This window comes from Oleiagrimonas sp. C23AA, assembly GCF_011759385.1.
Classification (GTDB): Bacteria; Pseudomonadota; Gammaproteobacteria; order Xanthomonadales; family Rhodanobacteraceae; genus Oleiagrimonas.
The window spans coordinates 307,801-330,940 of sequence record NZ_JAARLY010000002.1 but is presented as its reverse complement, the minus strand read 5'-3'; the positions used below and the strand labels follow the sequence as shown (position 1 = coordinate 330,940).

The 23,140-nt window shown below is 65.6% G+C and carries 17 protein-coding genes; 13 read left to right on the top strand and 4 right to left on the bottom strand.

Features of this window, described 5'->3' with window-relative positions; genetic code table 11:
* Positions 1 to 34 precede the first annotated feature (34 nt).
* The 10 genes from HBF24_RS04490 to HBF24_RS04445 all read left to right on the top strand — a co-directional run bounded on the left by HBF24_RS04490 (position 35) and on the right by HBF24_RS04445 (position 15,104).
* Positions 35 to 1,057 carry a LacI family DNA-binding transcriptional regulator gene (locus HBF24_RS04490; protein WP_167169588.1) on the top strand — a complete coding sequence of 341 codons (1,023 nt, stop codon included), beginning with the start codon at positions 35 to 37 and terminating at the stop codon, positions 1,055 to 1,057.
* Positions 1,058 to 1,088: 31 nt separating this feature from the next.
* Positions 1,089 to 2,342: a sugar MFS transporter gene (locus HBF24_RS04485; protein WP_167169585.1), complete on the top strand. Its 1,254-nt coding sequence runs from the start codon at positions 1,089 to 1,091 to the stop codon at positions 2,340 to 2,342.
* Positions 2,339 to 3,319, top strand: a complete 981-nt coding sequence (locus tag HBF24_RS04480) for a carbohydrate kinase (RefSeq protein ID WP_167169584.1) — start codon at positions 2,339 to 2,341, stop codon at positions 3,317 to 3,319. The genes HBF24_RS04485 and HBF24_RS04480 overlap by 4 nt, the downstream gene beginning before the upstream one ends.
* 145 nt (positions 3,320 to 3,464) lie before the next feature.
* Positions 3,465 to 4,514 (top strand): LacI family DNA-binding transcriptional regulator, encoded by a 1,050-nt coding sequence (locus HBF24_RS04475; protein WP_167169581.1) that lies wholly within the window; start codon positions 3,465 to 3,467, stop codon positions 4,512 to 4,514.
* A gap of 164 nt (positions 4,515 to 4,678) precedes the next feature.
* Positions 4,679 to 5,908, top strand: a complete 1,230-nt coding sequence (locus tag HBF24_RS04470) for an AGE family epimerase/isomerase (RefSeq protein WP_167169579.1) — start codon at positions 4,679 to 4,681, stop codon at positions 5,906 to 5,908.
* A gap of 239 nt (positions 5,909 to 6,147) precedes the next feature.
* Positions 6,148 to 8,559, top strand: a complete 2,412-nt coding sequence (locus tag HBF24_RS04465) for a GH92 family glycosyl hydrolase (protein ID WP_206064177.1) — start codon at positions 6,148 to 6,150, stop codon at positions 8,557 to 8,559.
* Between the two features lie 139 nt (positions 8,560 to 8,698).
* Positions 8,699 to 11,071 (top strand): GH92 family glycosyl hydrolase, encoded by a 2,373-nt coding sequence (locus HBF24_RS04460; RefSeq protein WP_167169576.1) that lies wholly within the window; start codon positions 8,699 to 8,701, stop codon positions 11,069 to 11,071.
* Positions 11,072 to 11,250: 179 nt separating this feature from the next.
* Complete coding sequence (locus HBF24_RS04455; protein WP_206064200.1) at positions 11,251 to 11,847, top strand: 2Fe-2S iron-sulfur cluster-binding protein; 597 nt, start codon at positions 11,251 to 11,253, stop codon at positions 11,845 to 11,847.
* 5 nt (positions 11,848 to 11,852) lie between these two features.
* Positions 11,853 to 12,854, top strand: coding sequence for a xanthine dehydrogenase family protein subunit M (locus HBF24_RS04450; protein WP_167169571.1), 1,002 nt, complete (start codon positions 11,853 to 11,855; stop codon positions 12,852 to 12,854).
* Positions 12,855 to 12,878: 24 nt separating this feature from the next.
* A complete protein-coding gene (locus tag HBF24_RS04445; protein WP_167169568.1) occupies positions 12,879 to 15,104 on the top strand; it encodes a xanthine dehydrogenase family protein molybdopterin-binding subunit in 2,226 nt (741 codons plus the stop codon).
* A gap of 80 nt (positions 15,105 to 15,184) precedes the next feature.
* On the opposite strand, the gene ssb is transcribed toward HBF24_RS04445, so the two are convergent.
* Positions 15,185 to 15,760 (bottom strand): single-stranded DNA-binding protein, encoded by a 576-nt coding sequence (gene ssb / locus HBF24_RS04440; protein ID WP_167169565.1) that lies wholly within the window; start codon positions 15,758 to 15,760, stop codon positions 15,185 to 15,187.
* Between the two features lie 178 nt (positions 15,761 to 15,938).
* On the opposite strand from ssb, the gene HBF24_RS04435 reads away from it, so the two are divergent.
* Positions 15,939 to 17,558, top strand: coding sequence for a glycosyltransferase family 39 protein (locus tag HBF24_RS04435; RefSeq protein ID WP_167169562.1), 1,620 nt, complete (start codon positions 15,939 to 15,941; stop codon positions 17,556 to 17,558).
* A 72-nt stretch (positions 17,559 to 17,630) separates the two neighbouring features.
* On the opposite strand, the gene HBF24_RS04430 is transcribed toward HBF24_RS04435, so the two are convergent.
* Positions 17,631 to 18,815: an MFS transporter gene (locus HBF24_RS04430; RefSeq protein ID WP_167169559.1), complete on the bottom strand. Its 1,185-nt coding sequence runs from the start codon at positions 18,813 to 18,815 to the stop codon at positions 17,631 to 17,633.
* Positions 18,816 to 18,937: 122 nt separating this feature from the next.
* Here HBF24_RS04430 and HBF24_RS04425 point away from each other — a divergent pair, with 122 nt between their 5' ends.
* Positions 18,938 to 19,936: a polyprenyl synthetase family protein gene (locus HBF24_RS04425; RefSeq protein ID WP_167169556.1), complete on the top strand. Its 999-nt coding sequence runs from the start codon at positions 18,938 to 18,940 to the stop codon at positions 19,934 to 19,936.
* Positions 19,937 to 20,150: 214 nt separating this feature from the next.
* Entirely contained in the window at positions 20,151 to 20,609 is a 459-nt protein-coding gene (locus HBF24_RS04420) for a cytochrome c (protein WP_167169554.1), read from the top strand.
* 38 nt (positions 20,610 to 20,647) lie between these two features.
* Here the strand turns inward: HBF24_RS04420 and HBF24_RS04415 are convergent, their stop codons facing one another.
* Together HBF24_RS04415 and ubiH are read right to left on the bottom strand one after the other, a co-directional pair.
* On the bottom strand, positions 20,648 to 21,856 hold the full coding sequence (locus HBF24_RS04415) for a UbiH/UbiF/VisC/COQ6 family ubiquinone biosynthesis hydroxylase (protein WP_167169551.1): 1,209 nt from the start codon (positions 21,854 to 21,856) through the stop codon (positions 20,648 to 20,650).
* Positions 21,853 to 23,061, bottom strand: a complete 1,209-nt coding sequence (gene ubiH / locus HBF24_RS04410) for a 2-octaprenyl-6-methoxyphenyl hydroxylase (RefSeq protein ID WP_167169548.1) — start codon at positions 23,059 to 23,061, stop codon at positions 21,853 to 21,855. Before ubiH ends, HBF24_RS04415 begins: the two co-directional genes overlap by 4 nt.
* Positions 23,062 to 23,140 lie beyond the last annotated feature (79 nt).

The window sequence follows — 23,140 nt, the reverse complement described above, 5'->3', positions numbered from 1 at the left end:
GCGCCTTGCGCGTACTGTCCAGTGAGGTTCATGCATGAGTCGTCGGCGCATCACGCTGTCCGATATCGCCGCAGGATGCGGCGTCTCGCGCGCCACCGTGTCGCTGGTACTTCGTGGCAGCCCACTGGTGGCAAAGTCCACCCGAGAGCGCGTCGAGGCGGAACTCAAGAAACAGGGTTACGTCTACAACCGTGCGGCCGCCAACCTGCGCCGGCGCACCTCCTCCAGCGTGGCCCTGGTCATCAATGACCTGTCCAACCCGTTCTTTGCCGAGTTTGCCGCCGGCGTCGACGAGGCGCTGGGCGCGGCCGGCTACGTCACCCTGCTGGGCAGTACCAACGAGTCGACCGAGCGCCAGCAGAAAGTGCTGGCCTCGCTGATGGAGCACGACCCGGCCGGCATCATCCTGTCGCCGGCCGAGCACAGCGACGGCGACCGCCTGATGCCGGTGGTCGGCACGCGCACGCCGATGCTGGTGTTCAACCGCGAGCTGCCGCACGCGCACTGGGACTTTCTGGTGCTGGACAACCGCCGCGGCGCGCAGCTGGCCACCGAGCATCTGCTCGAACGCGGCCATCGGCGCATCGCCTTTTTTGGCGGCCATGCCGATTCCAGCTCATGCCGCGAGCGTCGCCAGGGCTATGCCCAGGCCATGCGCGCGGCCGGTATCGAGGTGGAACCGCAGTGGCTGGTGGAAAGTGCGCCGACACGCCTGGAAGCTGCCGCGCAAACCGCAGCACTGTTCGTGCGCGACCCGGCGCCGACCGCGGCGGTATGCTACAACGATGCGGTGGCGCTGGGACTGTCGCTGGGTCTGACCGCCCGCGGGCGTCGCCCGGGGCATGACTTTGCCCTTACCGGTTTCGATGACATCCCGGAAGCGGCCGCCAGTCTGCCGCCGCTGACAACGCTGTCTACCGGCCCACGCGCCCGTGGTCGCCAGGCCGCCGAACGCATCCTGATGCGGGCCAGCCAGCCCGACCTGGAACCAATGCGCATGGTGGCGCCGGTCACCCTCAATGTTCGCGCCAGCAGCGGCCCGGAGCGGGTCGCCTGATGCCTATCGCTCAATTCGCCTAGGAATTTTCATGAGTCGCCAAAACGCCAGCACGACGACGGCGCTTGTCGTCATCAATGCCGTGTTCTTCATGTGGGGCCTGATGACGGTCCTCAACGACATCCTCATTCCGCATCTGAAAGGGATGTTCACGCTGAGCTACTTCCAGGCCATGCTGGTGCAGTTCTGCTTCTTCGGCGCCTACTTCATCATGGCCACGCCCTGGGGTGCGGTGCTTTCGCGCATTGGTTACCGCGCCACCATCATCGCCGGGCTGGTGCTGACGGGTATTGGCACCGCGTTGTTTCTGCCGGCCGCTGCGGTGGCCTCATACCCGCTGTTCCTGTTCGCCTTTTTCGTGATGGCCACTGGCATCACCGGCCTGCAGGTGGCGGCCAACCCCTATGTCAGCCTGCTGGGTGAAGAACGCCATGCTTCCAGCCGCCTCAACCTGGCGCAGGCCTTCAACTCGGTAGGCACGGTATTTGGTCCTTATGTGATCGGCCCGATGATCCTGGCCGGCACGGTGCTCGGCGCGGCGGAGCTGGCCAAATTGCCAGCCGTGCAGCAGGCCGCCTATCAGGCCGCGCAAGCCAAACTGGTGGAAGGCCCTTACGCGGTGCTGGCGGTGGTACTGGTCGTGCTGGCCGTAGCCATCTGGCTGTTCCGACTGCCACCGTTGGAAGCCAAGGAAGAACAGAGCGCTGCCAAGGATGAACACAGCTTCTTCGATGCGCTGCGTCACAGCCACGTATTCCTGGGCGTCATCGCGATCTTTCTATACGTGGGCGCGGAAGTGTCCATCGGCAGCTTCCTGGTCAATTACATCGCCCTGCCCGACATCGGCCACATGTCCGAGCACGACGCCACCAAGTATGTGGCCCTGTACTGGGGCGGCGCCATGATTGGCCGCTTCGTGGGCGCAGCCCTGCTGAAGGTTCTGGACCCGCGCAAGGTGCTGGGCTTCTTCGCCATCATCGCCAGCTTGCTGGTGATTACCACCATGAGCACGCATGGCAACGTCGCGGTGACGACGGTGGTCGCCATCGGCCTGTTCAACTCGGTGATGTTCCCGACCATCTTCACGCTGGGCATCGACAAGATGGGGCCGCTGGCCGGCAAAGCCTCCAGCCTTCTGATCATGGGCATTGTCGGTGGTGCGCTGGTGCCGCTGGCGCAGGGCGCGCTGGCTGACCATATCGGTGTGCAGCATGCCTTCGTGCTGCCGCTGCTTTGCTACCTGTACATCATGTTCTACGGCTTCAAGGGGTCCAAGGTCGCATGAGGACTACGTTGTGTTTTGGTGAGGCGCTGATCGATTTTCACGCCCAGCCGCCGGCCACGCCCGATGCCCCGCCGGCCTACCTGCCCTTCGCTGGCGGTGCGCCCGCCAATGTGGCCGTGGCCGTGGCCAAGCTGGGTGGCGATGCCGCCTTCATCGGCATGCTCGGCGCCGATGCCTTTGGCGACCTGCTGGCCAAGAGTCTGGGCGAGGCGGGCGTGGACATGCAGTACGTCACACGCACCGACGAGGCCAACACGGCGTTGGCCTTCGTCTCGCTGGATGCCAACGGCGAACGCAGCTTCACCTTCTACCGCCCGCCGGCGGCCGACCTGCTGTATCGTGCCGAGGATTTCCCGGCACCGGCATTCGAACGCGCCGGCATTTTTCACGTGTGCTCCAACAGCCTGACCGAAGCCGGCATCGCCGCCACCACGCTGGAGGGCATGGCACGCGCGCATGCCACCGGCACCCTGGTCAGTTTCGACATGAACCTGCGCCCGGCGCTGTGGCCACGCAACGAAGACCCCACGCCGCGACTCTGGCAGGCCCTGCACGCAGCCGATGTGGTCAAGCTCAGTACCGAAGAGCTGGACTTCCTGGCCCAGCCGCTTAGTGGCGAAGCGGCGGTGCTGGCCAAGCTCTGGCAGGGTCGCGCACGCTGGCTGGTGATCACCGACGGCGATGCGCCAATTCGCTGGTTCACCCCGGATAGCGACGGTACGCTGACCGCCTACAAGGTGCCGGCGGTGGACACCACCGGTGCCGGCGACGCGTTTGTCGGCGGACTGATCTACGGACTGGAGCAGGCCGGCGTCACGCCGGACAGTCTCGGCGCCTTCGTTACCCATGCCAGCCAACGCGATGACGTGCTGCGCTTTGCCGCCGCTTGCGGCGCCGTGGCCGTCAGCCGTCGCGGGTCGTTCGAGGCCATGCCCACGCCAGAAACCGCGCGCCAGCTGATGGCCGAGCATGCCTGAACTGGCCGCCACAGGCAGCATCACGCGCAAGCGGTTAAGCTTTAGGATCTGATTTTCGAGGCCGGCCACGCCGGTCGGCCCGACACCACCCCGGTGAGCTGTCAGCGCACCGGGCCTTCCGATCCGACACGCGCCCGACCACGCCATGCCACCACGCAAGCGAAACACGCCCCGCTCGGTCACCATTCTCGACGTTGCCAAACGCGCCGGCGTCTCGCCGATGACCGCCTCGCGCGTGATCAACAAGCACCCACGCGTCGGCGCCGAGTTGCGCGATCGCGTGCAGGCGGCGGCCAAGGAGCTCAATTACCGGCCCAACCTGGCCGGACGCTCGCTGCGCACCTCCAACACCGCACGCATCGGCGTGCTGTACTCCAACCCCAGCGCGGCCTACCTTAACCAGCTGATGATCGGCGTGCTGGAAGAGACCAGCCTTAGCGGCGCCCAGGTACTGGTGGAAAAATGCAGCGGCATTCGTAGCCAGCGCGTGGCCATGAAGCGCTTGCTCGATGCCGGCATCGACGGCGTGATTCTGCCGCCGCCGTTGTGCGACTCGCGCCAGACCACGCAAGAGCTGGACGAGGCCGATATTCCCGTGGTCGCTGTCGCCACCGGCCAGCCGGCCGAAGGCGTGGCCTCGGTGCGCATTGACGATTATCACGGCGCCTGCGCGATGATGCGTCACCTGATCAAGCTCGGGCACACGCGTATCGCGCTGATCAAGGGCGACCCCAAGCACACCCCGGCGGCACTGCGTGCGCAGGCCTATTTCGACACCATGGAAAAGGCCGGCCTGGAGGTTCCCGAGAACTACGTGGCACAAGGGCTGTTTACCTATCGCTCGGGCATGACCGCGGCCCGCGCACTACTGGAACTGCCGACCCCGCCCACGGCCATTTTCTCCAGCAACGATGACATGGCCGCCGCGGCCGTGTCGGTCGCCCACGGCATCGGCCTGCACGTGCCCGAAGATGTCACCGTTACCGGTTTTGACGACACCCCGGTGGCCACTACCATCTGGCCCATGCTGACCACCGTGCATCAGCCGGTTTCGGCGATGGGTCGCGCCGCGGTGCGCTTGATGCTCGAGGAAATCCGCCGCCGTCGCGCCGGACGCAGCAAGTCCGGCGAGCATCAGGTGATGAAATACACCCTGGTCAAACGCCAGTCCTCGGCCGCGCCGCCCGGGCGCTGATCACACCGCACCGATATCATCCGAACAAGGCGCCAGAGCGTGACCTCAGGCATAGGTACGCTGACATACGCATGGTAACCTTACCTCGCGAACATCCTGCCAAAGCGCCTGCTCACAAGGCCTGACAGGCGTCAAAGATTTCCAAGCCTCCGGGAGCCATCCACATGACCGAGCACGAGGACGTTGCCGCATCGCAACAGCCCGACTTCCGTTCCGCCGCCTTTCTGCGCCAGCACGCGGCCGACACCATGGCCTTCTATCATCCGCACTGCATCGACCCTGCCGGCGGCTTCTTCCAGTTCTTCCGCGACAACGGCGAGATCTACGACCGCGACACGCGCCACCTGGTCAGCAGCACCCGCTTTGTGTTCGATTACGCCATGGCCTGGCATGCCTTTGGCGACGAGGCCTACCTGAAAGGCGTGCGCCACGGCATCGACTACCTGCGCAACGTGCATCGCAATGCCGACACCGGCGGCTATACCTGGATGCTGAACAAGAACGGCGAGGCGCTGGACACCACCAACCATTGTTACGGTCTGGCCTTTGTCGCCCTGGCCTACGCCAAGGCCTACGAGGCCGGCGTGGAAGAAGCGGCCGCCTACCTGGATGAAACCTGGCAGCTGATGGAGCGCCGGTTCTGGGAGCCCGAGCATGGTCTGTACGCCGACGAAGCGGACATCGACTGGAATCTGTCCGACTATCGCGGCCAGAACGCCAACATGCACAGCTGCGAAGCGTGGCTGGCCGCCTACGAAGCCACCGGCGAGCAGCGCTACCTGGATCGCGCCGCCCTGCTGGCGCACAACATGACCCAGCGCCAGGCCAAGCTGTCCGACGGCCTGGTGTGGGAGCACTACACGCGCGACTGGCAGATCGACTGGGATTACAACTACGGCGATCGCAGCAATATCTTCCGCCCCTGGGGTTACCAGCCCGGCCACCAGACCGAGTGGTCCAAGTTGCTGATGATCCTGGATCGTCACGCACCGGAAGACTGGCGTCTGCCGCTGGCTCGCCAGCTGTTCGATCGCGCCATGGCCATGAGCTGGGACGAGACATACGGCGGCATGGTCTATGGCAACGACCGCGAAGGCGGCTTCTACGATGTGGACAAGTATTACTGGGTGCAGGCCGAATCGCTGACCACGGCGGCCATGTTGGCGCGCCGCACCGGCGATGACAGCTACTGGCAGTGGCACGATCGCCTATGGGACTACAGCTGGAAGCACCTGGTCGACCACAAGCACGGCGCCTGGTATCGCATACTGCATCGCGACAACAGCAAATTCGACGATGAGAAGAGCCCCGCCGGCAAAACCGACTACCACACCATGGGCGCCTGCTACGAGCTGCTGAAGGACGCCGGCCAGTTCCCACTGCGCAAGCCCTGAAACGGCACGTTTCTCGCAAAAAACGCCCGGCCATCGCGCCGGGCTTTTTTGTGGGTGCAACCTGGGGCGGGCATGACTCCCGACACATCGCCGGCCCTTGCGCGCATGTCATGATCGGCGAGTTGCCAATTTGGCCACGGCTTGAGATAACGTTACCGGATTGACGACTCCGGCCGTCACCCTGGGGAGATGCCGCCACGCGGCCCGCCGTCCATCCGTTCCGAGGAGACTTCACTGTCATGTCCACGCGTCATCGCAGTTCCATGATTCTGGCCGCGCTGGTCGCCACCGGGCTCAGCGCCGCCACAGCCGCCGCACCCGTGGCCACGCCCGCCGATGCGGTCAATCCGCTGATCGGCAGTCGCAACGGCGGCAACACCTTTCCCGGCGCCGTGCTGCCATTTGGCATGTTTGCCTGGAGCCCCGAAAACACGCGCGGACATCACGACCGCACCGCCGCGCCAGGCGGTTATCAATACGATGCCACGCGCATCCGCGGCTTCAGCCTGACGCATCTTTCCGGTACCGGCTGCGCCGGCGCCAGTGGCGATGTGCCGTTTATGCCGGTCACCCAAGCGATCAGCAGCTCGCCCTCCGCCGACAGCACCGACGCCGTCTACGCCAGCGATTTCAGTCACGCCAATGAAAGCGCCAAGGCCGGCTTCTACCGCGTGAAACTGGCCAACGGCACCGACGTGCGCCTGACCGCGGCGCTGCGCAGCGGCATGGGCGAATTTGCCTATCCAGCCGGCAAGCCGGCCAACCTTTTGATTCGCACCTCGGACTCGGAAGTGGGCTCCAGCGATGCTCATGTGCGCATCCATCCGGGCAGCCACAGCGTGACCGGCTCGGTTACCAGCGGCAACTTCTGCGGTTACCTGGCCAAGGCCGACCAGAAGAGTTACTACACGCTGTACTTCGTGGCCGAATTCGACCAGCCATTCGCCGGTCACGGCACCTGGCACGATGCCAAGCTTGCGCCCAAAGCCGACAGCGCCGCTGGTGGCACCACCTACGACGGCAGCATGAAGGGCCATGGCAGCTCGGGCTGGCCCAAGAACGGCAAGGGCTCAGGCGCCTGGCTGAGCTTCAAGCAGGGCGCCGATGTGCATGTTCGTGTGGGTATTTCCTACGTCAGCCTGGCCAACGCGCGTGCCAATCTGAAGGCGGAAATTCCGGTCGGTGCCACGCTGTCCGGTGTACACGCCAAGGCGCGCGCGGCCTGGAACAAGGCGCTGGGCCACATTGCCGTCGACGGCGGCACGGCGAACCAGCGCAGCACCTTCTACACCGCGCTGTACCACGTGATGATGCACCCCAACGTCTACAGCGACGTCAACGGCCAATACCGCGGATTCGACCAGAAAACACACACGGTCAGCGGCGCGCAGAAGATGCAGTACGCCAACTTCTCCGGCTGGGATATCTACCGCTCGCACCTGCAGCTGGTGACCTGGATCATGCCCACGGTCGGCAGCGACATTGCCCAATCGCTGTATAACCAGGCCAAGCAGAATCATGGCGAATGGGATCGCTGGACGCACAACTCCGGCGGCACCCATGTCATGTCCGGTGATCCGGCCGCACCGGCGCTGGCCGATATCCTCGCCTTCGGCGGCCGCGATTTCGACGTCAAGGGCGCCTACCAGTCGTTGAAATACGCCGCCACGCACGTGACCAAAAACGACCTGTCCGACGCCGGCTGCAACGTCGAGTGCGTCGGCGAGCGCCCGTCGCTGGACGACTGGATGAAGCTGCACTACATCCCCACCAAGTCGCACGCCTGGGGCGGCGCCGGTGAGACGCTGGAGGAAACCACCGCCGACTTCGCGCTCTCGCAGCTGGCCGAGCACGTCGGCGACAGCGCCGGCAAGAAGCTGTTCCTGGAACGCTCCACCTACTGGAAGAACCTGTTCAACCCCAAGGCCACGCCGGAGGGCGGCTACATCCAGAACCGCAACGCCGATGGCAGCTGGCCCCAGTTCTCGCCCGATACCGGCGACGGCTTTGTCGAAGGCAGCGCTTCGGTCTACCTGTGGATGGTGCCGTATGACGTCAACGGCCTGTTCGATGCGCTGGGCGGCAAGCAGCGCGCCACCGAGCGCCTGGACGACTTCTTCCACACCAAGGACGGCAAGTGGGCGCTGACCAATGCCGGCCCGCTGCACGCCGAGCTCAACAATGAGCCGTCGGTGGATACACCGTGGCTGTATGCCTGGTCCGGTCAGCCGTGGAAAACCCAGAAGGCGGTGCGCATCGTCGAGAACAAGCTGTGGAAGAACCAGCCTGATGGCATCCCCGGCAACGACGACCTGGGTGAAATGTCGTCCTGGTACGTATGGGCGGCGATGGGCATGTACCCGGCCATCCCGGGGCGTCCGGAACTGGTCCTGGGCAGCCCGCTGTTCAAGCACATCCGCATCAGCCGTCCGCACGGTGACGTGACCATCACCGCGCACCCGGACCCGGCCGGCAAGCCGTATGTGCAGGCGCTGAAGGTCAACGGCGCCACGCACGATCGCCCCTGGCTACCGGGCAGCTTCGTGCAACACGGCGGTACGCTCGATTACACGCTGGGTGCCAAGCCGAACACCAAGTGGGGCAGCGCCGCCGACGCCGTGCCGCCCTCGTTCGCGCCCAGCGCCAAGTAAGTCACCGCGACCAGCGCACGCTCAAAGAGGTGCCACGTGCCACGCCGTGGCACCTCTTTTTTGCCTGACTTTCCCCAAGGCCGGAGCCAACCGGCAGCGCGTGGCAGGCTGCCTGGCAGCCATTGGACAAGGAGCTTGCATGCCACGGCCACTGACCGCTTTCATCTCACTCATGGGCGTGCTGGCCAGCGCGCCGGTCATGGCGGCCAGCCACCCCGCCGATCTGGTCAATCCACTGGTAGGCACCGCCAACGGCGGCAACACCTATCCCGGCGCCACCTTGCCGTTCGGCATGTTGCAATGGAGCCCGGAAACCACACGCGGGCAGCACAACCGGGTCGCCGTGCCCGATGGCTACGCCTATGACGCCACCCGCATCCGCGGTTTCAGCCTGACTCACCTTTCCGGTGCCGGCTGCGCCGGCGCCAGCGGCGATGTGCCCTTCATGCCGGTGACCGTGGCCGTCAACAGCTCGCCTTCGGCCGACATCCACGACACCCGCTATGCCAGCGATTTCAGCCATACCCACGAGCAGGCGCGGGCCGGCCACTACGCGGTGACGCTGGCCAATGGCGTACAGGTGAACCTGGCGGCCGCCTTGCGCAGCGGCATGGGCCAATTTGACTATCCGGCCGGCAAACCGGCCAATCTGCTGGTACGCACCTCGGACTCCGAATCGGGCTCCAGCGACGCGGCCGTGACCATCGACCCGGCCACGCGCACGGTGCACGGCTGGGTGGCCAGCGGCAATTTCTGCGGTTTCCACACCAAGGTGGACCGGCACAGCTATTACCGCCTGTATTTTGTGGCCCATTTCGACCAGCCCTTCACCGGCCATGGCGGATGGCACGACGCCACGTTGCACCCGCACGCGCTGACCGCCCACGGCGGCACCAGCTATGGCGAGAAAGGGTTTCCACCCAATGGCAAAGGCTCCGGTGCCTGGATCAGCTTCAAACCGGGTGCCGACGTGCATGTGCGCGTGGGCATCTCCTACGTCAGCCTGGCCAATGCCAAGGCCAACCTGCGCGCCGAGATTCCCGCCGGTACCTCGCTGGCGACAGTTGCTTGGAACGCGCGCGCGGCCTGGAATCAGGCCTTGTCGCGCATCCAGATCAAGGGCGGCAGCCACGCGCAGCAACGCACCTTCTACACCGCGCTTTACCACGTGATGCTGGCGCCGAACACGTTCAGTGACGTCAACGGCCAGTACCGCGGCTTCGACCAGAAAACGCATACCGTCGGCGGCGCGCAGAAAGTGCAGTACGCCAATTTCTCCGGCTGGGATGTCTACCGCTCGCAGATTCCCCTGCTGGCCTGGCTGATGCCCAAACGCGCCAGCGACATTGCGCAATCGCTGTACAACCAGGCCAAGCAGAACCATGGCGAATGGGATCGCTGGACGCATGAATCGGGCGCCACACATGTGATGTCCGGCGACCCGTCGGCCCCGGCGCTGGCGGAAATGGTGGCGTTCGGCGCCCGCGATTTCGATCTTCAGGGCGCCTATCGCTCGCTGAAGTACGCCGCCACCCACGTCAATGCAGATGATCTTTCCGATGCCGGCTGCTATCACGTGTGCGTTGGCGAGCGTCCCTCGCTCGATGCCTGGATGAAGCTGCATTACATCCCCAAGGATGCGCCGGCCTGGGGTGGCGCCGGCGAAACGCTGGAAGATGCCACCGCCGATTTTGCGCTGGCCCAGTTGGCCGCCGATGTCGGCGACACCACCGGCGAGAAACGCTTCCTGAGGCGCTCCGGCTACTGGCGCAACATCTTCAACCCCAACGCCACGGCCCAAGGCGGCTATCTGCAGGATCGCAACGCCGATGGCAGCTGGCCCAAGTTCTCGCCCGACAGCGGCGAAGGCTTTGCCGAGGGCAGCGCCGCGCAATACCTGTGGATGGTGCCGTTTGATGTGCACGGTCTGTTTGATGCGCTGGGCGGAAAAACGCGTGCCACGGCGCGGCTGGATGCGTTCTTTCACCACAAGAGCGGCCAATGGGCACTGACCCATGCCGGTCCGCTGCACGCCGAGCTCAACAACGAACCCTCGGTGGATACGCCCTGGCTTTACGCCTGGTCAGGGCAGCCGTGGAAAACGCAAAAAGCCGTGCGCATCGTCGAAAACATTCTATGGAATGACACCCCATCGGGCATTCCCGGCAATGACGATCTGGGTGAGATGTCGGCCTGGTACGTGTGGGCGGCCATGGGCATGTACCCGGCCATTCCCGGCCGTGCCGAACTGATCCTGGGCAGCCCGCTGTTTGCGCACATCACCGTGCAGCGGCCCGGTGGCAAGCTCACCATCACGGCCCAACCGAACCCGGCCGGCCGACCCTACGTGCAATCGCTCCGGGTGAATGGTCGACGCTATGACCGGCCATGGTTGCCGGCGACGTTCGCCCGCCATGGCGGCAGCCTCGACTATGGTCTAGGGGGTAAGCCCAATACAAGCTGGGGCAGCGCCGCCAAGGCGGCGGCGCCCTCATTCGCGCCGCCTGAATGATGGCCCTGCCCGCCACCATCACGCACGATTAACAGCACGTGCTTTAAAGGTGGCAGGGTAAACCACCAAGCATCGTAGGCTGGCTCAACTTCGGGGCCAGCCTCAACTCGCCACGTCCCGAAGGGTTCGAAGCCATGTCCGATGCCTCCCGATCCATCGCCGACGCGCGCCGCGCCGGCATGTCGCGACGCGATTTTCTGCGCTTTGTCGGTACCAGCGGTGCCGCCGCTGCCTCCGTTTCCTCACTGGCCTATGCGGCCGATAGCGGACCGGGCGCCTCCGCCGACGGGCCGCCGACGCGTCCAGATGGCGGCAGCAAGGTGCGCACCACGCTCACCATCAACGGCAAGCCGCACCGGCTGGAGATCGACCCGCGCACCACGCTGCTGGATGTGCTGCGCGAGCATGTCGGCCTGACCGGCACCAAGAAGGGTTGCGACCACGGCCAGTGCGGCGCCTGCACGGTGCATGTGAACGGGCGCCGCGTGAACTCGTGCCTCAGCCTGGCGGTGATGCACGAGGGCGACACCATCACCACGGTCGAGGGGCTGGGCAAGCCCGGCCAGCTGCATCCGATGCAGCAGGCCTTCGTCGACCACGACGGCTATCAGTGCGGCTACTGCACTTCCGGCCAGATCATGTCGGCGGTAGCCATGCTGGACGAACCCTGGGGCCGCAGCGACGATGACGTGCGCGAAGCGATGAGCGGCAACATCTGCCGCTGCGGCGCCTACAAGAACATCCTGGGCGCCATCAAGCAGGTACGGGAGGGCTAAAGCCGATGCAACCATTCCATTACATCCGCGCCGCTTCCGTGGAACAGGCCGTGGCCGCCGCAGCCCAGACACAGACCGCCCAGCAAGGCGCGCAGATTCGCTACGTGGCCGGCGGCACCACCTTGCTGGACCTGATGAAGCTGGATGTTGAAACGCCGGCGCGCGTCATCGACATCAACCATCTGCCGCTGGGCGAGGTGGAAGAAACGGCCGATGGCGGATTGAAGATCGGCGCCCTGGTGCGCAATTCGGACCTGGCCAACCACCCCAAGGTGAAAGCCCATTACACCGTGCTTTCCGAAGCGCTGCTGTCGGGCGCCTCGGGCCAGCTTCGCAACATGGCCACGACCGGCGGCAACCTGCTGCAACGCACGCGCTGCATGTATTTCCGCGACACCGCCATGCCCTGCAACAAGCGTGAACCGGGCTCCGGTTGCGGCGCCATCGGCGGCGCCAACCGCATGATGGCGGTGCTGGGCACCAGCGAACACTGCATTGCCACCAACCCGTCGGACATGAATGTGGCGATGACGGCACTGGAGGCGAAAATCGTCATCCATGGCCCGCACGGCGAGCGCCAGGTGCCGATCGAGGACTTTTTCCTGGAGCCGGGTGACACGCCCCAGCGCGAGAACGTGCTCAAGCCGGGCGAGCTGATCACCCACGCCATCCTGCCACCTCCCACCCGCGGCGTGCGCTCGCACTACCTGAAACTGCGCGATCGTGCCTCGTATGAATTTGCACTGGCATCGGCTGCGGTGGTGCTGGGCGTCGATAACGGCACGGTGCGCCATGCGCGTGTGGCGCTGGGTGGCGTCGGCACGCGCCCGTGGCGCTCGCACGAGGCGGAAAAGGCATTGCTTGGCCAACCGGCCGATGCCGACCACTTTCATGCCGCGGCCGAAGCCGCCCTGGCCGGCGCCAAGCCCTACAGCCAGAACGGCTTCAAAATCGAACTGGCGCGGCGCGGCCTGACCAAGGCACTTTCCACCGCTGCGGCGGCCTGACGCCGCGCGCGAGAGGAGATTCCCATGGGCAAATCACCAGCTTCCTACATCGGCGGCGACTTCTCACGCATCGACGGCCCGCTCAAATGCAGCGGCCGCGCCGTGTATTCGTCCGATTTCAATTTCCCCGGACTACTGTATGCCGTGCCGGTGTGCGCCACCATTGCCAGCGGCCGCATCACCGGCATGGATACCGCCAAAGCCGAGCGCATGCCTGGCGTACATGTGGTCTACACCCGCCACAACATCGGCCCGCTGCATCGCCCCGGCAAGGGCGACGGCACCATCGATGAAAAGCGTCCGCCGCTATCCGATGACACCATTCATTACTGGGGCCAGTACGTGGCACTGGTGGTGGCCGACACCTTCGAGCAGGCCACCGACGCGGCACGCCACGTCAAGGTGAGCTATCAGGAAGACACGCCGGACGTGTCGACCCAGCTCGCCGCCGCCGAAAAGCCGGATGTCGATACCGAGCGCGGCGATCCGGAGTCGGCCTTCGCCTCGGCCCCGGTGAAGGTGGACCACACCTACCGCTCGCCGCCGGAAACCCACAATCCGATCGAGCTGCACGCCAGTGTCGCCGTGTACGACAACGGCCACTTCACCCTGTACGAAACCACGCAGTCGACCATGAATCACCGCAAGGTGATGGCGGCCATGCTGGGTGTGCCGCAGGAACAGGTGAAGATCATCATGCACTACCTGGGCTCGGGCTTCGGCGGCAAGCTGTGGCCGTGGCCGCACGCGCTGCTGGCCGCGGCCGCGGCGCGCAACCTGGAGCGGCCCATCAAGCTGGTGGTGTCGCGCAAGATGATGTTCGAAAGCGTTGGTCATCGCACCAACACCCAGCAACGCATGCGCCTTGGCGCCAGCCACGACGGCAAGCTGCTGTCGCTGCAACAGGATTACCTGTGGACGCGCTCGCGCGAGGGTGACTACAAGGAAAACTGCGGCGAGGCCACCGGCTTTCTGTACAGCACACCCAATCTCCGTGTGACCGCCGGCTATGCGCGGCGCGATGTCGGCTATCCCACCGCCATGCGCGGACCCGGCGCCGTGCCGGGCCTTTATGCGGTGGAATCGGCGATGGACGAACTGGCCGTGGCGCTGGACATGGACCCGGTGCAACTGCGCATCAAGAACGAGCCCAAGGTCGATGAGACCAACGGCCATCCGTTCTCCTCGCGCCACTTGGTCGAATGCCTGACCACCGGGGCGGAAAAATTCGGCTGGGACAAGCGCCAGGCCAAGGTCGGCTCGATGCGCGACGGCGATACCGTGCTCGGCTGGGGCGTGGCCGCCTGCTCGTGGATGGCGCAGCGCTTGCCGGCACAGATCAGCGTGCAGCTCAACGCCGATGGCAGCGCGCATGTGGCCAGCGCCACGCAGGATATCGGCACCGGCACCTACACCGTCATCGCACAGATGGTGGCGCAGCTGACCGGCATCGGCCTGGACCGTATCGAGGTGAAACTGGGCGAATCCACGCTGCCCCCGGGGCCGCTGTCCGGCGGCTCGATGGTCACCGGTTCCATGGTGCCGGCCACCGACGAGGCCACCCGCGCGGCGATCTCTCAGCTGTTGCATACGGCCACCGGCAGCGGCGGTCACTTCGCTGGGGTATCGGCCGACCAGCTGACCCTGAGCGAGGGCCGCGTGCACCGCAAGGATCAGGCGCCCGACGATGGTGTGCCTTTCGGCAAGATCCTCGCCGATGCGCGCGTCGATCACGTCAGTGGCAAGGGCCAGTCCAAGGGCAGTGGCGACGATCCCAAGGAGAAGAAGCTCTCCATCCACTCCTACGGTGCGCACTTTGTCGAGATCGGCTGGCAGCCGGATATTGCCCGCCTGCGCGTGCGCCGTGTGGTCACCGTGATCGATGGCGGCCGCGTGATCAACACTCGCACCGGGCGCAACCAGATTGAGGGTGCCATCGTCATGGGTCTTGGCATGGCGATGCTCGAGGACACCGAGTACGACTCGCGCAACGGCGCGCCGATCAACTCGAACCTGGCCGATTACCTGGTCGCCTCGCATGCCGACACACCCGAGATCGATGTCACCTTCCTGGATTACCCCGACTACGCGCTCAACGCGCTGGGCGCGCGCGGTATCGGTGAAATCGGCCTGGCCGGCTTTGCCGCGGCGGTAACCAGCGCGGTGTACCACGCCACCGGCGTGCGCGTGCGTGACTTGCCGGTGCGCATCGAGGACTTGCTCAACGCCCCGGAACAAAGCGCCGCGTAGGCTGGTTCACCCACTCACCAAAGAAAAAGGCCCGCACACAGCGGGCCTTTTTCTTGAGCGATAAACGGACATCCCTGAGCTTAGAACGGGATGTCGTCGTCATCGAAATTATTGTCCGGGCCGTTGTAGCCACCCGGCTCCTGCGCCGGCGGCTGGGCCGGGCCGCGCTGCTGTGGCGGCGCCTGGCGCGGCTGACCGCCGCCGTAACCGCCACCCTGGTTCTGGTTGTAGCCACCGCCGCCGCCGTAGCCGGCATCCTGACCGTAGCCGCCGCCGCGCTGCTGCGGGCGCGGGCCGCCACCGCCAGCGCCGCCCATTTCTCCACCACCGAGCATCTGCATCTCGTTGGCGATGATGTCGGTGCTGTAGCGCTCGACGCCGTCTTGGCCGGTGTACTTGTCGGTGCGCAGGCTGCCTTCGATGTACACCTGACGGCCTTTCTTGAGGTATTCACCGGAAATCTCGGCCAGCTTGCCGAACAGCTTCACGCGATGCCACTCGGTGCGCTCCTGGCGCTCACCGGACTGCTTGTCGCGCCACTGCTCGGAGGTGGCCAGACGCAGGGTGGTAATGGCCGTGCCGCTGGCGGTGTAGCGGGTTTCCGGATCGGCGCCCAGGTTACCGACCAGAATGACTTTGTTGATGCCGCGAGCCATGGAATACCCTCGAAACTAAATTGCGTCAATTGACGGCCGATAATACCACGCGCACCACAGTGACTTGCCAGCCTGGGTGCGGGCCGCTATGTAGTCCCTCTGCGCACGCGCGCGTCGGCTAAGCGGTCCATAAGCACCGTCGCCGATGCTTGTCCCCAATCCCGAATTGCGACCTTTCATGCCTCACGTCCACTCGCCAACCCCTGAACGCAATCCGGAACCATGGTCGCGTGTGCTGCCCTGGCTGGCTGGCGCGCTGCTGCTGATTCCCGCCTTTCTGATGGCTCCGGTGCCGATCGACGAGACACGTTATATCGGCGTGGCCTGGCATATGCGCGAGAGCGGACAGTGGCTGGTGCCGTTTCTGAACGGCCATCCGTATCCGGACAAGCCACCCCTGCTGTTCTGGCTGATCAACCTCTTCTGGACACTGACCGGCGTGCACGCCTGGGCCGCGCGCGCGCTGAACGTGGCGGTGACGGGCCTGGGCGTGCTGCTACTGCGTGCCCTGGTGAGCCGCCTTGGCGGCTCACCCAAGGTGAAAAGCGAGGCAGCCTGGCTGTGGGTGGGCTCGCTGGCGGTGATCGCCTTCTCCAGCACCATCATGTTCGATGGCCTGCTGACGGCCTGTTCTCTCGGCATGTGGCTGGGTGGTATCGACCTGACTGGCGACCGCGGTGCGCGGCGGCGCTTGCTCGGCATCGTGGTGATCGCGTTGTCGCTTGGGCTGGGCATCCTGGCCAAGGGACCTGTGGCACTGCTGGTCGGCGGACTGCCGTTGGCACTGGCACCCTGGTGGTCCGGCCATGCGCGCGCGCAATGGCTGGCCTGGCTGGGCGCGTTGCTCATCGCATTGATCGCCGGTGCCGCGCTCGCCCTGTCCTGGGCCCTGCCGGCGGCGCACGCCGGTGGCGCCGCCTACGAAAACGCCATATTCCTTCGCCAGACCGTGGGTCGGGTTGCCGACAGCTTCGCGCATCGACGCCCCATATGGTGGTATCTGCCGTTGCTTCCAGTGCTGATACTGCCCTGGGTCGCATGCATGGCCCGCACCCGCACCACGCCCTCGCTACAGGTCGCCAGCGACGACCGCCAGCGACTCAAGCGATTCGGGCTGGCGGCCTTCGTGCCGGCCTTTGTCGCCTTCAGCCTGATCAGCGGCAAGCAGCCGCATTATCTGCTTCCGTTGTTGCCTGCACTGGCCCTGCTGGCCGGTGTGGCCACGGCCGAACAACGCTGGCGCCTGAGTCCGGCACGGGCGGGAGCGGTACTGGCACTGCTTGGTGTGCTGACCGCAGTGCTGGTGTATCGGGTACGACTGCCCGATACCACCATGGCGCCTGCGCTTTGGGGTGTCGCCTCGGCACTGCTTGGCGTGGCGCTGGCGTGGCGCCGCCCGCGCCCCTTGCCTACGGCCTGGGTCGCCGTGGCCATGGCCCTGGCTTTGCTGTTCACCCGCGTTGCGGCTGTACAGGCCGGTGGTGAGCGCTTCGACATCACGCCTGCCGCGCAGCAGCTGGCCTATGCGCAGGCCCATCACATCCCGGTGATGAGCGCAGGCGACCATGACGGCATGTACGACTTCGCCGGCAAACTGCAGCACCCGGTACCTTTTGTACAGGGCCATGGCGCACTTGATGCCTGGATGCGGGCACATCCGGACGGCTGGGTGATTTCCAGCGACCGCCATTTCCGCTACAGCGCCACACCGCTCTATCGTCAGCCCTACCTGCTGGGCGAGCTTTCCATCTGGCGGGTACGCGATCTGCTGGCCAATGGCGAGCAGCGCCACCCGTGACACTGTGAGAGCTCAGGCGTGAAGAAGCCGGCATGCTGCCGGCTTCTTCGCGAACCGATGGGGCAGGTCACCTCACGCCTGACTGGCCACGATGCGCCGCGTGCCCCAGGCCACCAACGGCGCCCAGATCAGCGTGAGGGCCGCGGCGCAACCAAACACGCCAGCCACGCCCAGGGCACCCAGTGCCCAACCACCGACCACACCGCCGACAAAGGCGCCGAAGAACTGGCTGGTCGAATAGGCCCCCAGCGCGCCGCCGCGGTGCGCCTTCGGCGCCAGGCGCGATACCAGGCTGGGCAGGGTCGCTTCCAGCAGATTGAAGGCCGAGAAGAACAGCGCCGCAGCGATAGCCACCACCGCCCATTGCCCGCCAGCCACTGCCAGGCCCAGCAGCGCCAGTCCCAGCGCCACCACACATGCAAGGATCACTCGCATGCCCTGTGCGATTTCCTTGGCGCGCGGCAGCACCGCGCCCATCACGAACGCGGCCACGATCATCACCGGCAGGTACAGCTCCCAGTGCCGGGCTACCGGCAGGTGCATGCGCTTCTCCAGCAACAACGGCAATGACACGAAGCAGGCCGTAAGCAGCGCGTGCAGGAAGAACACCGAACCGTTCATCACCATCAGGCGGCCGTCACGCAGCACATGCATGATTTCGCCCACGCCGGCGCTGGCCGGCGCCTTGGCGTGATCAGGCGTCGGCACGATGATCCACAGCAGTACCAGCGACATCAGCGCCAGCACAGAGGTGGCGCCAAAAAGCCCCGGCAGGCCACCGACCGACTCCAGCGCCGGCCCCAGAATCAGCGCCAACAGAAACGCCAGGCCGATGGAAACGCCGATGATACCCATCATCTTGCCGCGATTTTCATCGCGCGAAAGATCAGCCGCCAGCGCGGTGCCGGCCCCGGAAACCGCCCCCATGCCCTGCAAGGCGCGGCCAATCACAATGCCGGTCAGAGTGTGCGACATGGCCGCCACCAGGCCGCCGACGGCGAACACGATCAAACCCAGCGTGATGGCTGGCTTGCGGCCGATGCGGTCGGACAGCATCCCAAGCGGGATCTGCAACAGGATCTGGCCAATGCCGTAGATGCCCATGGCCAGGCCGATCATGAACGGTGTCGAGCCCGGCATATGCTGCGCATACACCGAGAACACGGGAAGAATGAGAAACAGACCGAACAGCCTGAGACTGATCACGCAGGCCAGCGTCAGGGCACTGCGTCGTTCGAGTGTGCTTAGCTTGCTCACGTTGCTTGGCCACCGTTAACTGCAAGAACAATCGGCCATTATAAGACCCAAGGGTGAATACGCCTCGCGACAGGCCGTCGCAGCTATAATGGCGCTTTGTCCCACCAAGAAAGAACGTGCCCATGTCCGTCCCCGCTGACGCCGCCCATCCCTTCGATTTTGCCGCCGTGCGTGAGCTGGCGGCGAACGACATGGCCGCGGTGGATGCGCTGATCCGTCACCGCCTGTCCTCGGACGTGGTGCTGATCAACCAGATTGCCGAACACATCATCGGCGGTGGCGGCAAGCGCCTGCGCCCGATGCTGCACGTGCTGGCCGCGCGCGCGGCCGGCTACCGGGGCGAGGATCACGCCAAGCTGGCGGCGGTGATCGAGTTCATCCACACCTCCACACTGCTGCACGATGACGTGGTCGACGAATCAGACCTGCGCCGTGGTCGCAGCACCGCCAACGCGGTCTGGGGCAATGCCGCCAGCGTGCTGGTCGGCGATTTTCTTTACTCGCGCGCGTTCCAGCTGATGGTGGAACTGGACCAGATGCCGATCATGCGCATCCTCGCCGACACCACCAACACCATTGCCGCAGGTGAAGTGATGCAGCTGCTCAATATCGGCAATGCCGACGTCAACGAGCAGACCTATCTACAAACCATCGAGCGCAAGACCGCGGTGCTGTTTGCCGCCGCCACCGAGCTGGGCGGCGTACTCGGTGGCCTGCCGGACGATCAGGTCAAGGCACTGCGCACCTACGGCATGGAGCTGGGCTACGCCTTCCAGATCGCCGATGACCTGCTCGATTACATCTCCGACGCCGACACGTTGGGCAAGAACATCGGCGACGATCTGGCCGAGGGCAAGCCGACCCTGCCGCTGATCTTCGCACTGGAAAAGGCTTCCCCGGACCAGTCGGCCGCCATCCGCCAGGCCATCGAACACGGCGGCCTGGAGCACATGGACACCATTCTTGCCGCGATCCGCGAAAGCGGTGCCCTGGAACGCACCAGCGGCGCCGCACAGGCCCACGCCCAACGCGCCCACGAAGCCCTGCTGGCCCTGGCCGACTCCCCGCAGCGCCAGGCCCTGGCGGCGTTGGCCGACTACGCGGTCGAACGCACGTTCTGAAGGCACCGATATATGGAATAACTCGCAGGGCTTGCCGAAACACCATCGTCTCAGCTTGTTCCGCATGCACAGTGCCTGACCCAACTGCAAAAGGACGCACCCCCGCATATTGCCCGCCCACTTTTCCAGTAGCGCCGCGACCTCCACCAGCGCCCCCTTGCCGCGCGCAATCAAACGGTTGCTACACTCCAAGCCATCCATCGGGGAGAGCATCATGCGACGTCATTTGCTTGTATTGGGGTTTGTGGCCGCCACTGGGTTTGCGGTCAGTGCGGCGGCACTGGCGGCCAGTCAATCGACGCGGGCCATCGAATACCGTCAGGGCATCTATCACGCCATCGGCTGGAACTTTCACCCCATGCTCGACATGGTGCGTGGCAAGCAGGCCTGGAACCAGGCCGAGTTCAGCAAGCGCGCCAAGCGCATTGCCTTTTATAGCCAGCAGCTGCTGGAAGGCTTTCCGGCCGGGTCGGACAAGGGCGCCAAGACCGATGCCAAGCCGGGTATCTGGAGTCACTTTGACGACTTCAAGCAGAAGATGAGCGACTTCGAGACGACGTCGGCGCATATGGCACAGGTGGCCGAACGCGGCGATGAGGCGGCGTCCAAGAAAGCCTTCATGGATACCGCCAAGGCCTGCAAAGCCTGCCACGAGCGCTATCGCGAGAAATAAGCCGCAGCCGGGTCAATCAGACCCGGCTTATCGTCACCTCAACGCCCGGCGGCGTGACTGGCCAGCAGGCGCTTGAACGGGCCGGCACGGTCGAGCAGGCGCACGCCCATGCCACGCAAACCCACCCACGGCGCGGCGCTGTGGGCGAACGCGCGCGACAGGGCATCAAATGACAGCGCGTCGAGCGTATCGGCACTGCGCCGGCGCCGTGCGTAACGCCGCAGCACGTGCTCGGCGGCGATGTCGCGCCCCGCGTCACGCGCTTGCACCAGCACGTCGCGCAACTCGGCCACATCGCGAAGCCCCAGGTTCACGCCCTGCCCGGCCAGCGGATGCACCACATGCGCGGCATCACCCAGCAACACCATGCGCTCGGCCTGATAGCTGCGCGCCAATTGCAGGCGCAGCGGGAACGCCGCGCGCGCTGAGGTGGCAGTGACCCGGCCCAGCCGAAAATCGCTGGCAACGCCCACTGCATCACAGAACGCCTGATCGTCCAACGCCAGCACCGCCTCGGCATCGGCCTCGGGCATCGACCAGACAATGGAGCTGCGCCCGTCGGCCAGTGGCAGCAGTGCAATCGGCCCGCCCGGCAGGAAGCGCTGCCAGGCGGTAGCCTGATGCTCACGCTCGGTAGTCACATGCGCCACCACCGCGCGCTGCGCATAGCCACGGCCGCGCACCTCGATGCCAGCCATGTCGCGCAAGGGCGAGGCGGCGCCGTCGGCGGCTACCAACAGTTGCGTGGACAGCACGCGCTCATCGTCCAGGGTCACGGCCATGTCGTGCTCGCGCGCCTGGAACGTGGTCACCGTTTGCGGGCATTCGACACGCACGCCGGCGGCCTCCAGCGCCTGCCAGAGCACGTGCTGCACCAAGCGGTTCTCGACAATCCAGCCGAGCGCCGACTGACCGCGCTCGGCGGCATCGAAGCTTAGCGAAGCGCCGCTTTCGGCATCCCACACGTGCATGCCCGAATAGCCACTGGCTCGCGCGTCGGTCAGCGCATCCCACACCCCCAACCGCGACAGCAGATGGGCCGAGGATGGCGCCAGCGCGACCACGCGCAGATCAAGCTCGTCTTGTGGCCCCCAGGGCCGCGGTTGCCGCGCCTCGACCAGCGCGACAGCAAAGCCTTCACGCGCCAGTGACAGCGCGGTGGCGGCACCGGCCATGCCACCGCCGGCTACCACCACATCCAGTGCATCGGCACGGCGCCGACGCGGACGTTCCATCGCGCCACTCATGGCGTCACCTCCAGCACCTGACGTGGCGGCCGGCCGCGAAAGCCCATGCCGCGACGGGCCATCAGCTGCCGCAGCGGTGTAAACCGGTCGTAAGCCAGCAAGGCCGCCGAACGCAGCGGCGCCAGCATCGGCTCATCCAGACAGGCCAACCGCACCAGACCGTGCGACATGGCCATGACGCCTTCGCGATCAGGCGCACGCTGTTCGGCGTAGGCGGCCAGCAGCGCCGATGCGCCCGGATCGTCCGTACCGGCGACCTTCTCGGCCAGCGTCAGTGCATCTCGCAGGCCCAGGTTGAAGCCCTGGGCGCCGATCGGATGCACCGTTTGCGCGGCGTTACCCACCAGCACCGCGCGCGAGCCGGTCAGGCGCGTGGATGCCACCCGTTGAATCGGATAGCCAAAGCGCTTGCCCGGCCGTGTCAGCGCGCCAAGGCGCCAGCCAAAGCGCTGCTGCGCCAGGTCCAGATAGCCGGCATCATCCAGCGCCGCGACGGTCTCGGCTTGATCTTCCGGCACCGTCAACACCAGCCCGGCGCTACCGGCCGCCAGCGGCAACAGCGCCACCGGCCCCTGATCGCTGAAGCGCTCGAACGCGCGCCCGTCCGGTGCCCGCTGTGGCGTCACCGTGCAGACGAAAAGGTGCTGGCCATAATCGTAGGTCTCAGCCTGAATGCCTACGCTCTGGCGCACCATCGAGTGCGTGCCGTCGGCCCCGACCAGCAACCGGGTGTGGATATCACGGACCTGGCCGTCGGCCTCGATCCGCACCTGCCAGCCATCGGCCACCGGCTGCAGCGACTTGACTGACGCGGGCGCCAGACGCTTCAGACGCGTGGTTTCATCCAGCCGCGCCAGCAAGGCCGCACCCAGCTCGCGTGCCGGCAACGTCCAACCCACGGCATCGACACCGGCTTCAGCCGCATCGATGCGTGCGGCGCCGAACTCTCCGGCACGACTGACGTGAATGTGTTTGATGGCGGTCGCACGCGAAGCCGCATGCGGCCACACGCCGATCGCACGCAGACCATTGACGGTGGCGCGGGCCAAGGCCAGATTGCGCTCGTCATAGCTGGGCTGGGCACCGGCACGCGGCGCACTGGCCTCTACCAGCGTCGCATCGCAGCCGGCCTGATCCAGCGCGATCGCCAGGCTGGCGCCGACCAGGCCACCGCCCACAATGAGAATATCGGTGCGTTCACTCATGGCTGCCATGATAACCGCAGTGCGTATGCTGCACTGCGCAGGCGACAGCACCGATGCATCCGTTAGAATGGGTGCTTGA

Bases quoted from the DNA above. Each gene is read 5' to 3' on its own strand.
- ubiH (WP_167169548.1), bottom strand. From the start codon at position 23,061: ATGAGTGAACGCACCGATATTCTCATTGTGGGCGGTGGCCTGGTCGGC.
- HBF24_RS04475 (WP_167169581.1), top strand. From the start codon at position 3,465: ATGCCACCACGCAAGCGAAACACGCCCCGCTCGGTCACCATTCTCGAC.
- HBF24_RS04420 (WP_167169554.1), top strand. From the start codon at position 20,151: ATGCGACGTCATTTGCTTGTATTGGGGTTTGTGGCCGCCACTGGGTTT.
- HBF24_RS04450 (WP_167169571.1), top strand. From the start codon at position 11,853: ATGCAACCATTCCATTACATCCGCGCCGCTTCCGTGGAACAGGCCGTG.
- HBF24_RS04425 (WP_167169556.1), top strand. From the start codon at position 18,938: ATGTCCGTCCCCGCTGACGCCGCCCATCCCTTCGATTTTGCCGCCGTG.
- HBF24_RS04445 (WP_167169568.1), top strand. From the start codon at position 12,879: ATGGGCAAATCACCAGCTTCCTACATCGGCGGCGACTTCTCACGCATC.
- HBF24_RS04465 (WP_206064177.1), top strand. From the start codon at position 6,148: ATGTCCACGCGTCATCGCAGTTCCATGATTCTGGCCGCGCTGGTCGCC.
- HBF24_RS04480 (WP_167169584.1), top strand. From the start codon at position 2,339: ATGAGGACTACGTTGTGTTTTGGTGAGGCGCTGATCGATTTTCACGCC.
- HBF24_RS04460 (WP_167169576.1), top strand. From the start codon at position 8,699: ATGCCACGGCCACTGACCGCTTTCATCTCACTCATGGGCGTGCTGGCC.
- HBF24_RS04485 (WP_167169585.1), top strand. From the start codon at position 1,089: ATGAGTCGCCAAAACGCCAGCACGACGACGGCGCTTGTCGTCATCAAT.
- HBF24_RS04435 (WP_167169562.1), top strand. From the start codon at position 15,939: ATGCCTCACGTCCACTCGCCAACCCCTGAACGCAATCCGGAACCATGG.
- HBF24_RS04470 (WP_167169579.1), top strand. From the start codon at position 4,679: ATGACCGAGCACGAGGACGTTGCCGCATCGCAACAGCCCGACTTCCGT.
- HBF24_RS04455 (WP_206064200.1), top strand. From the start codon at position 11,251: ATGTCGCGACGCGATTTTCTGCGCTTTGTCGGTACCAGCGGTGCCGCC.
- ssb (WP_167169565.1), bottom strand. From the start codon at position 15,760: ATGGCTCGCGGCATCAACAAAGTCATTCTGGTCGGTAACCTGGGCGCC.
- HBF24_RS04490 (WP_167169588.1), top strand. From the start codon at position 35: ATGAGTCGTCGGCGCATCACGCTGTCCGATATCGCCGCAGGATGCGGC.
- HBF24_RS04415 (WP_167169551.1), bottom strand. From the start codon at position 21,856: ATGAGTGGCGCGATGGAACGTCCGCGTCGGCGCCGTGCCGATGCACTG.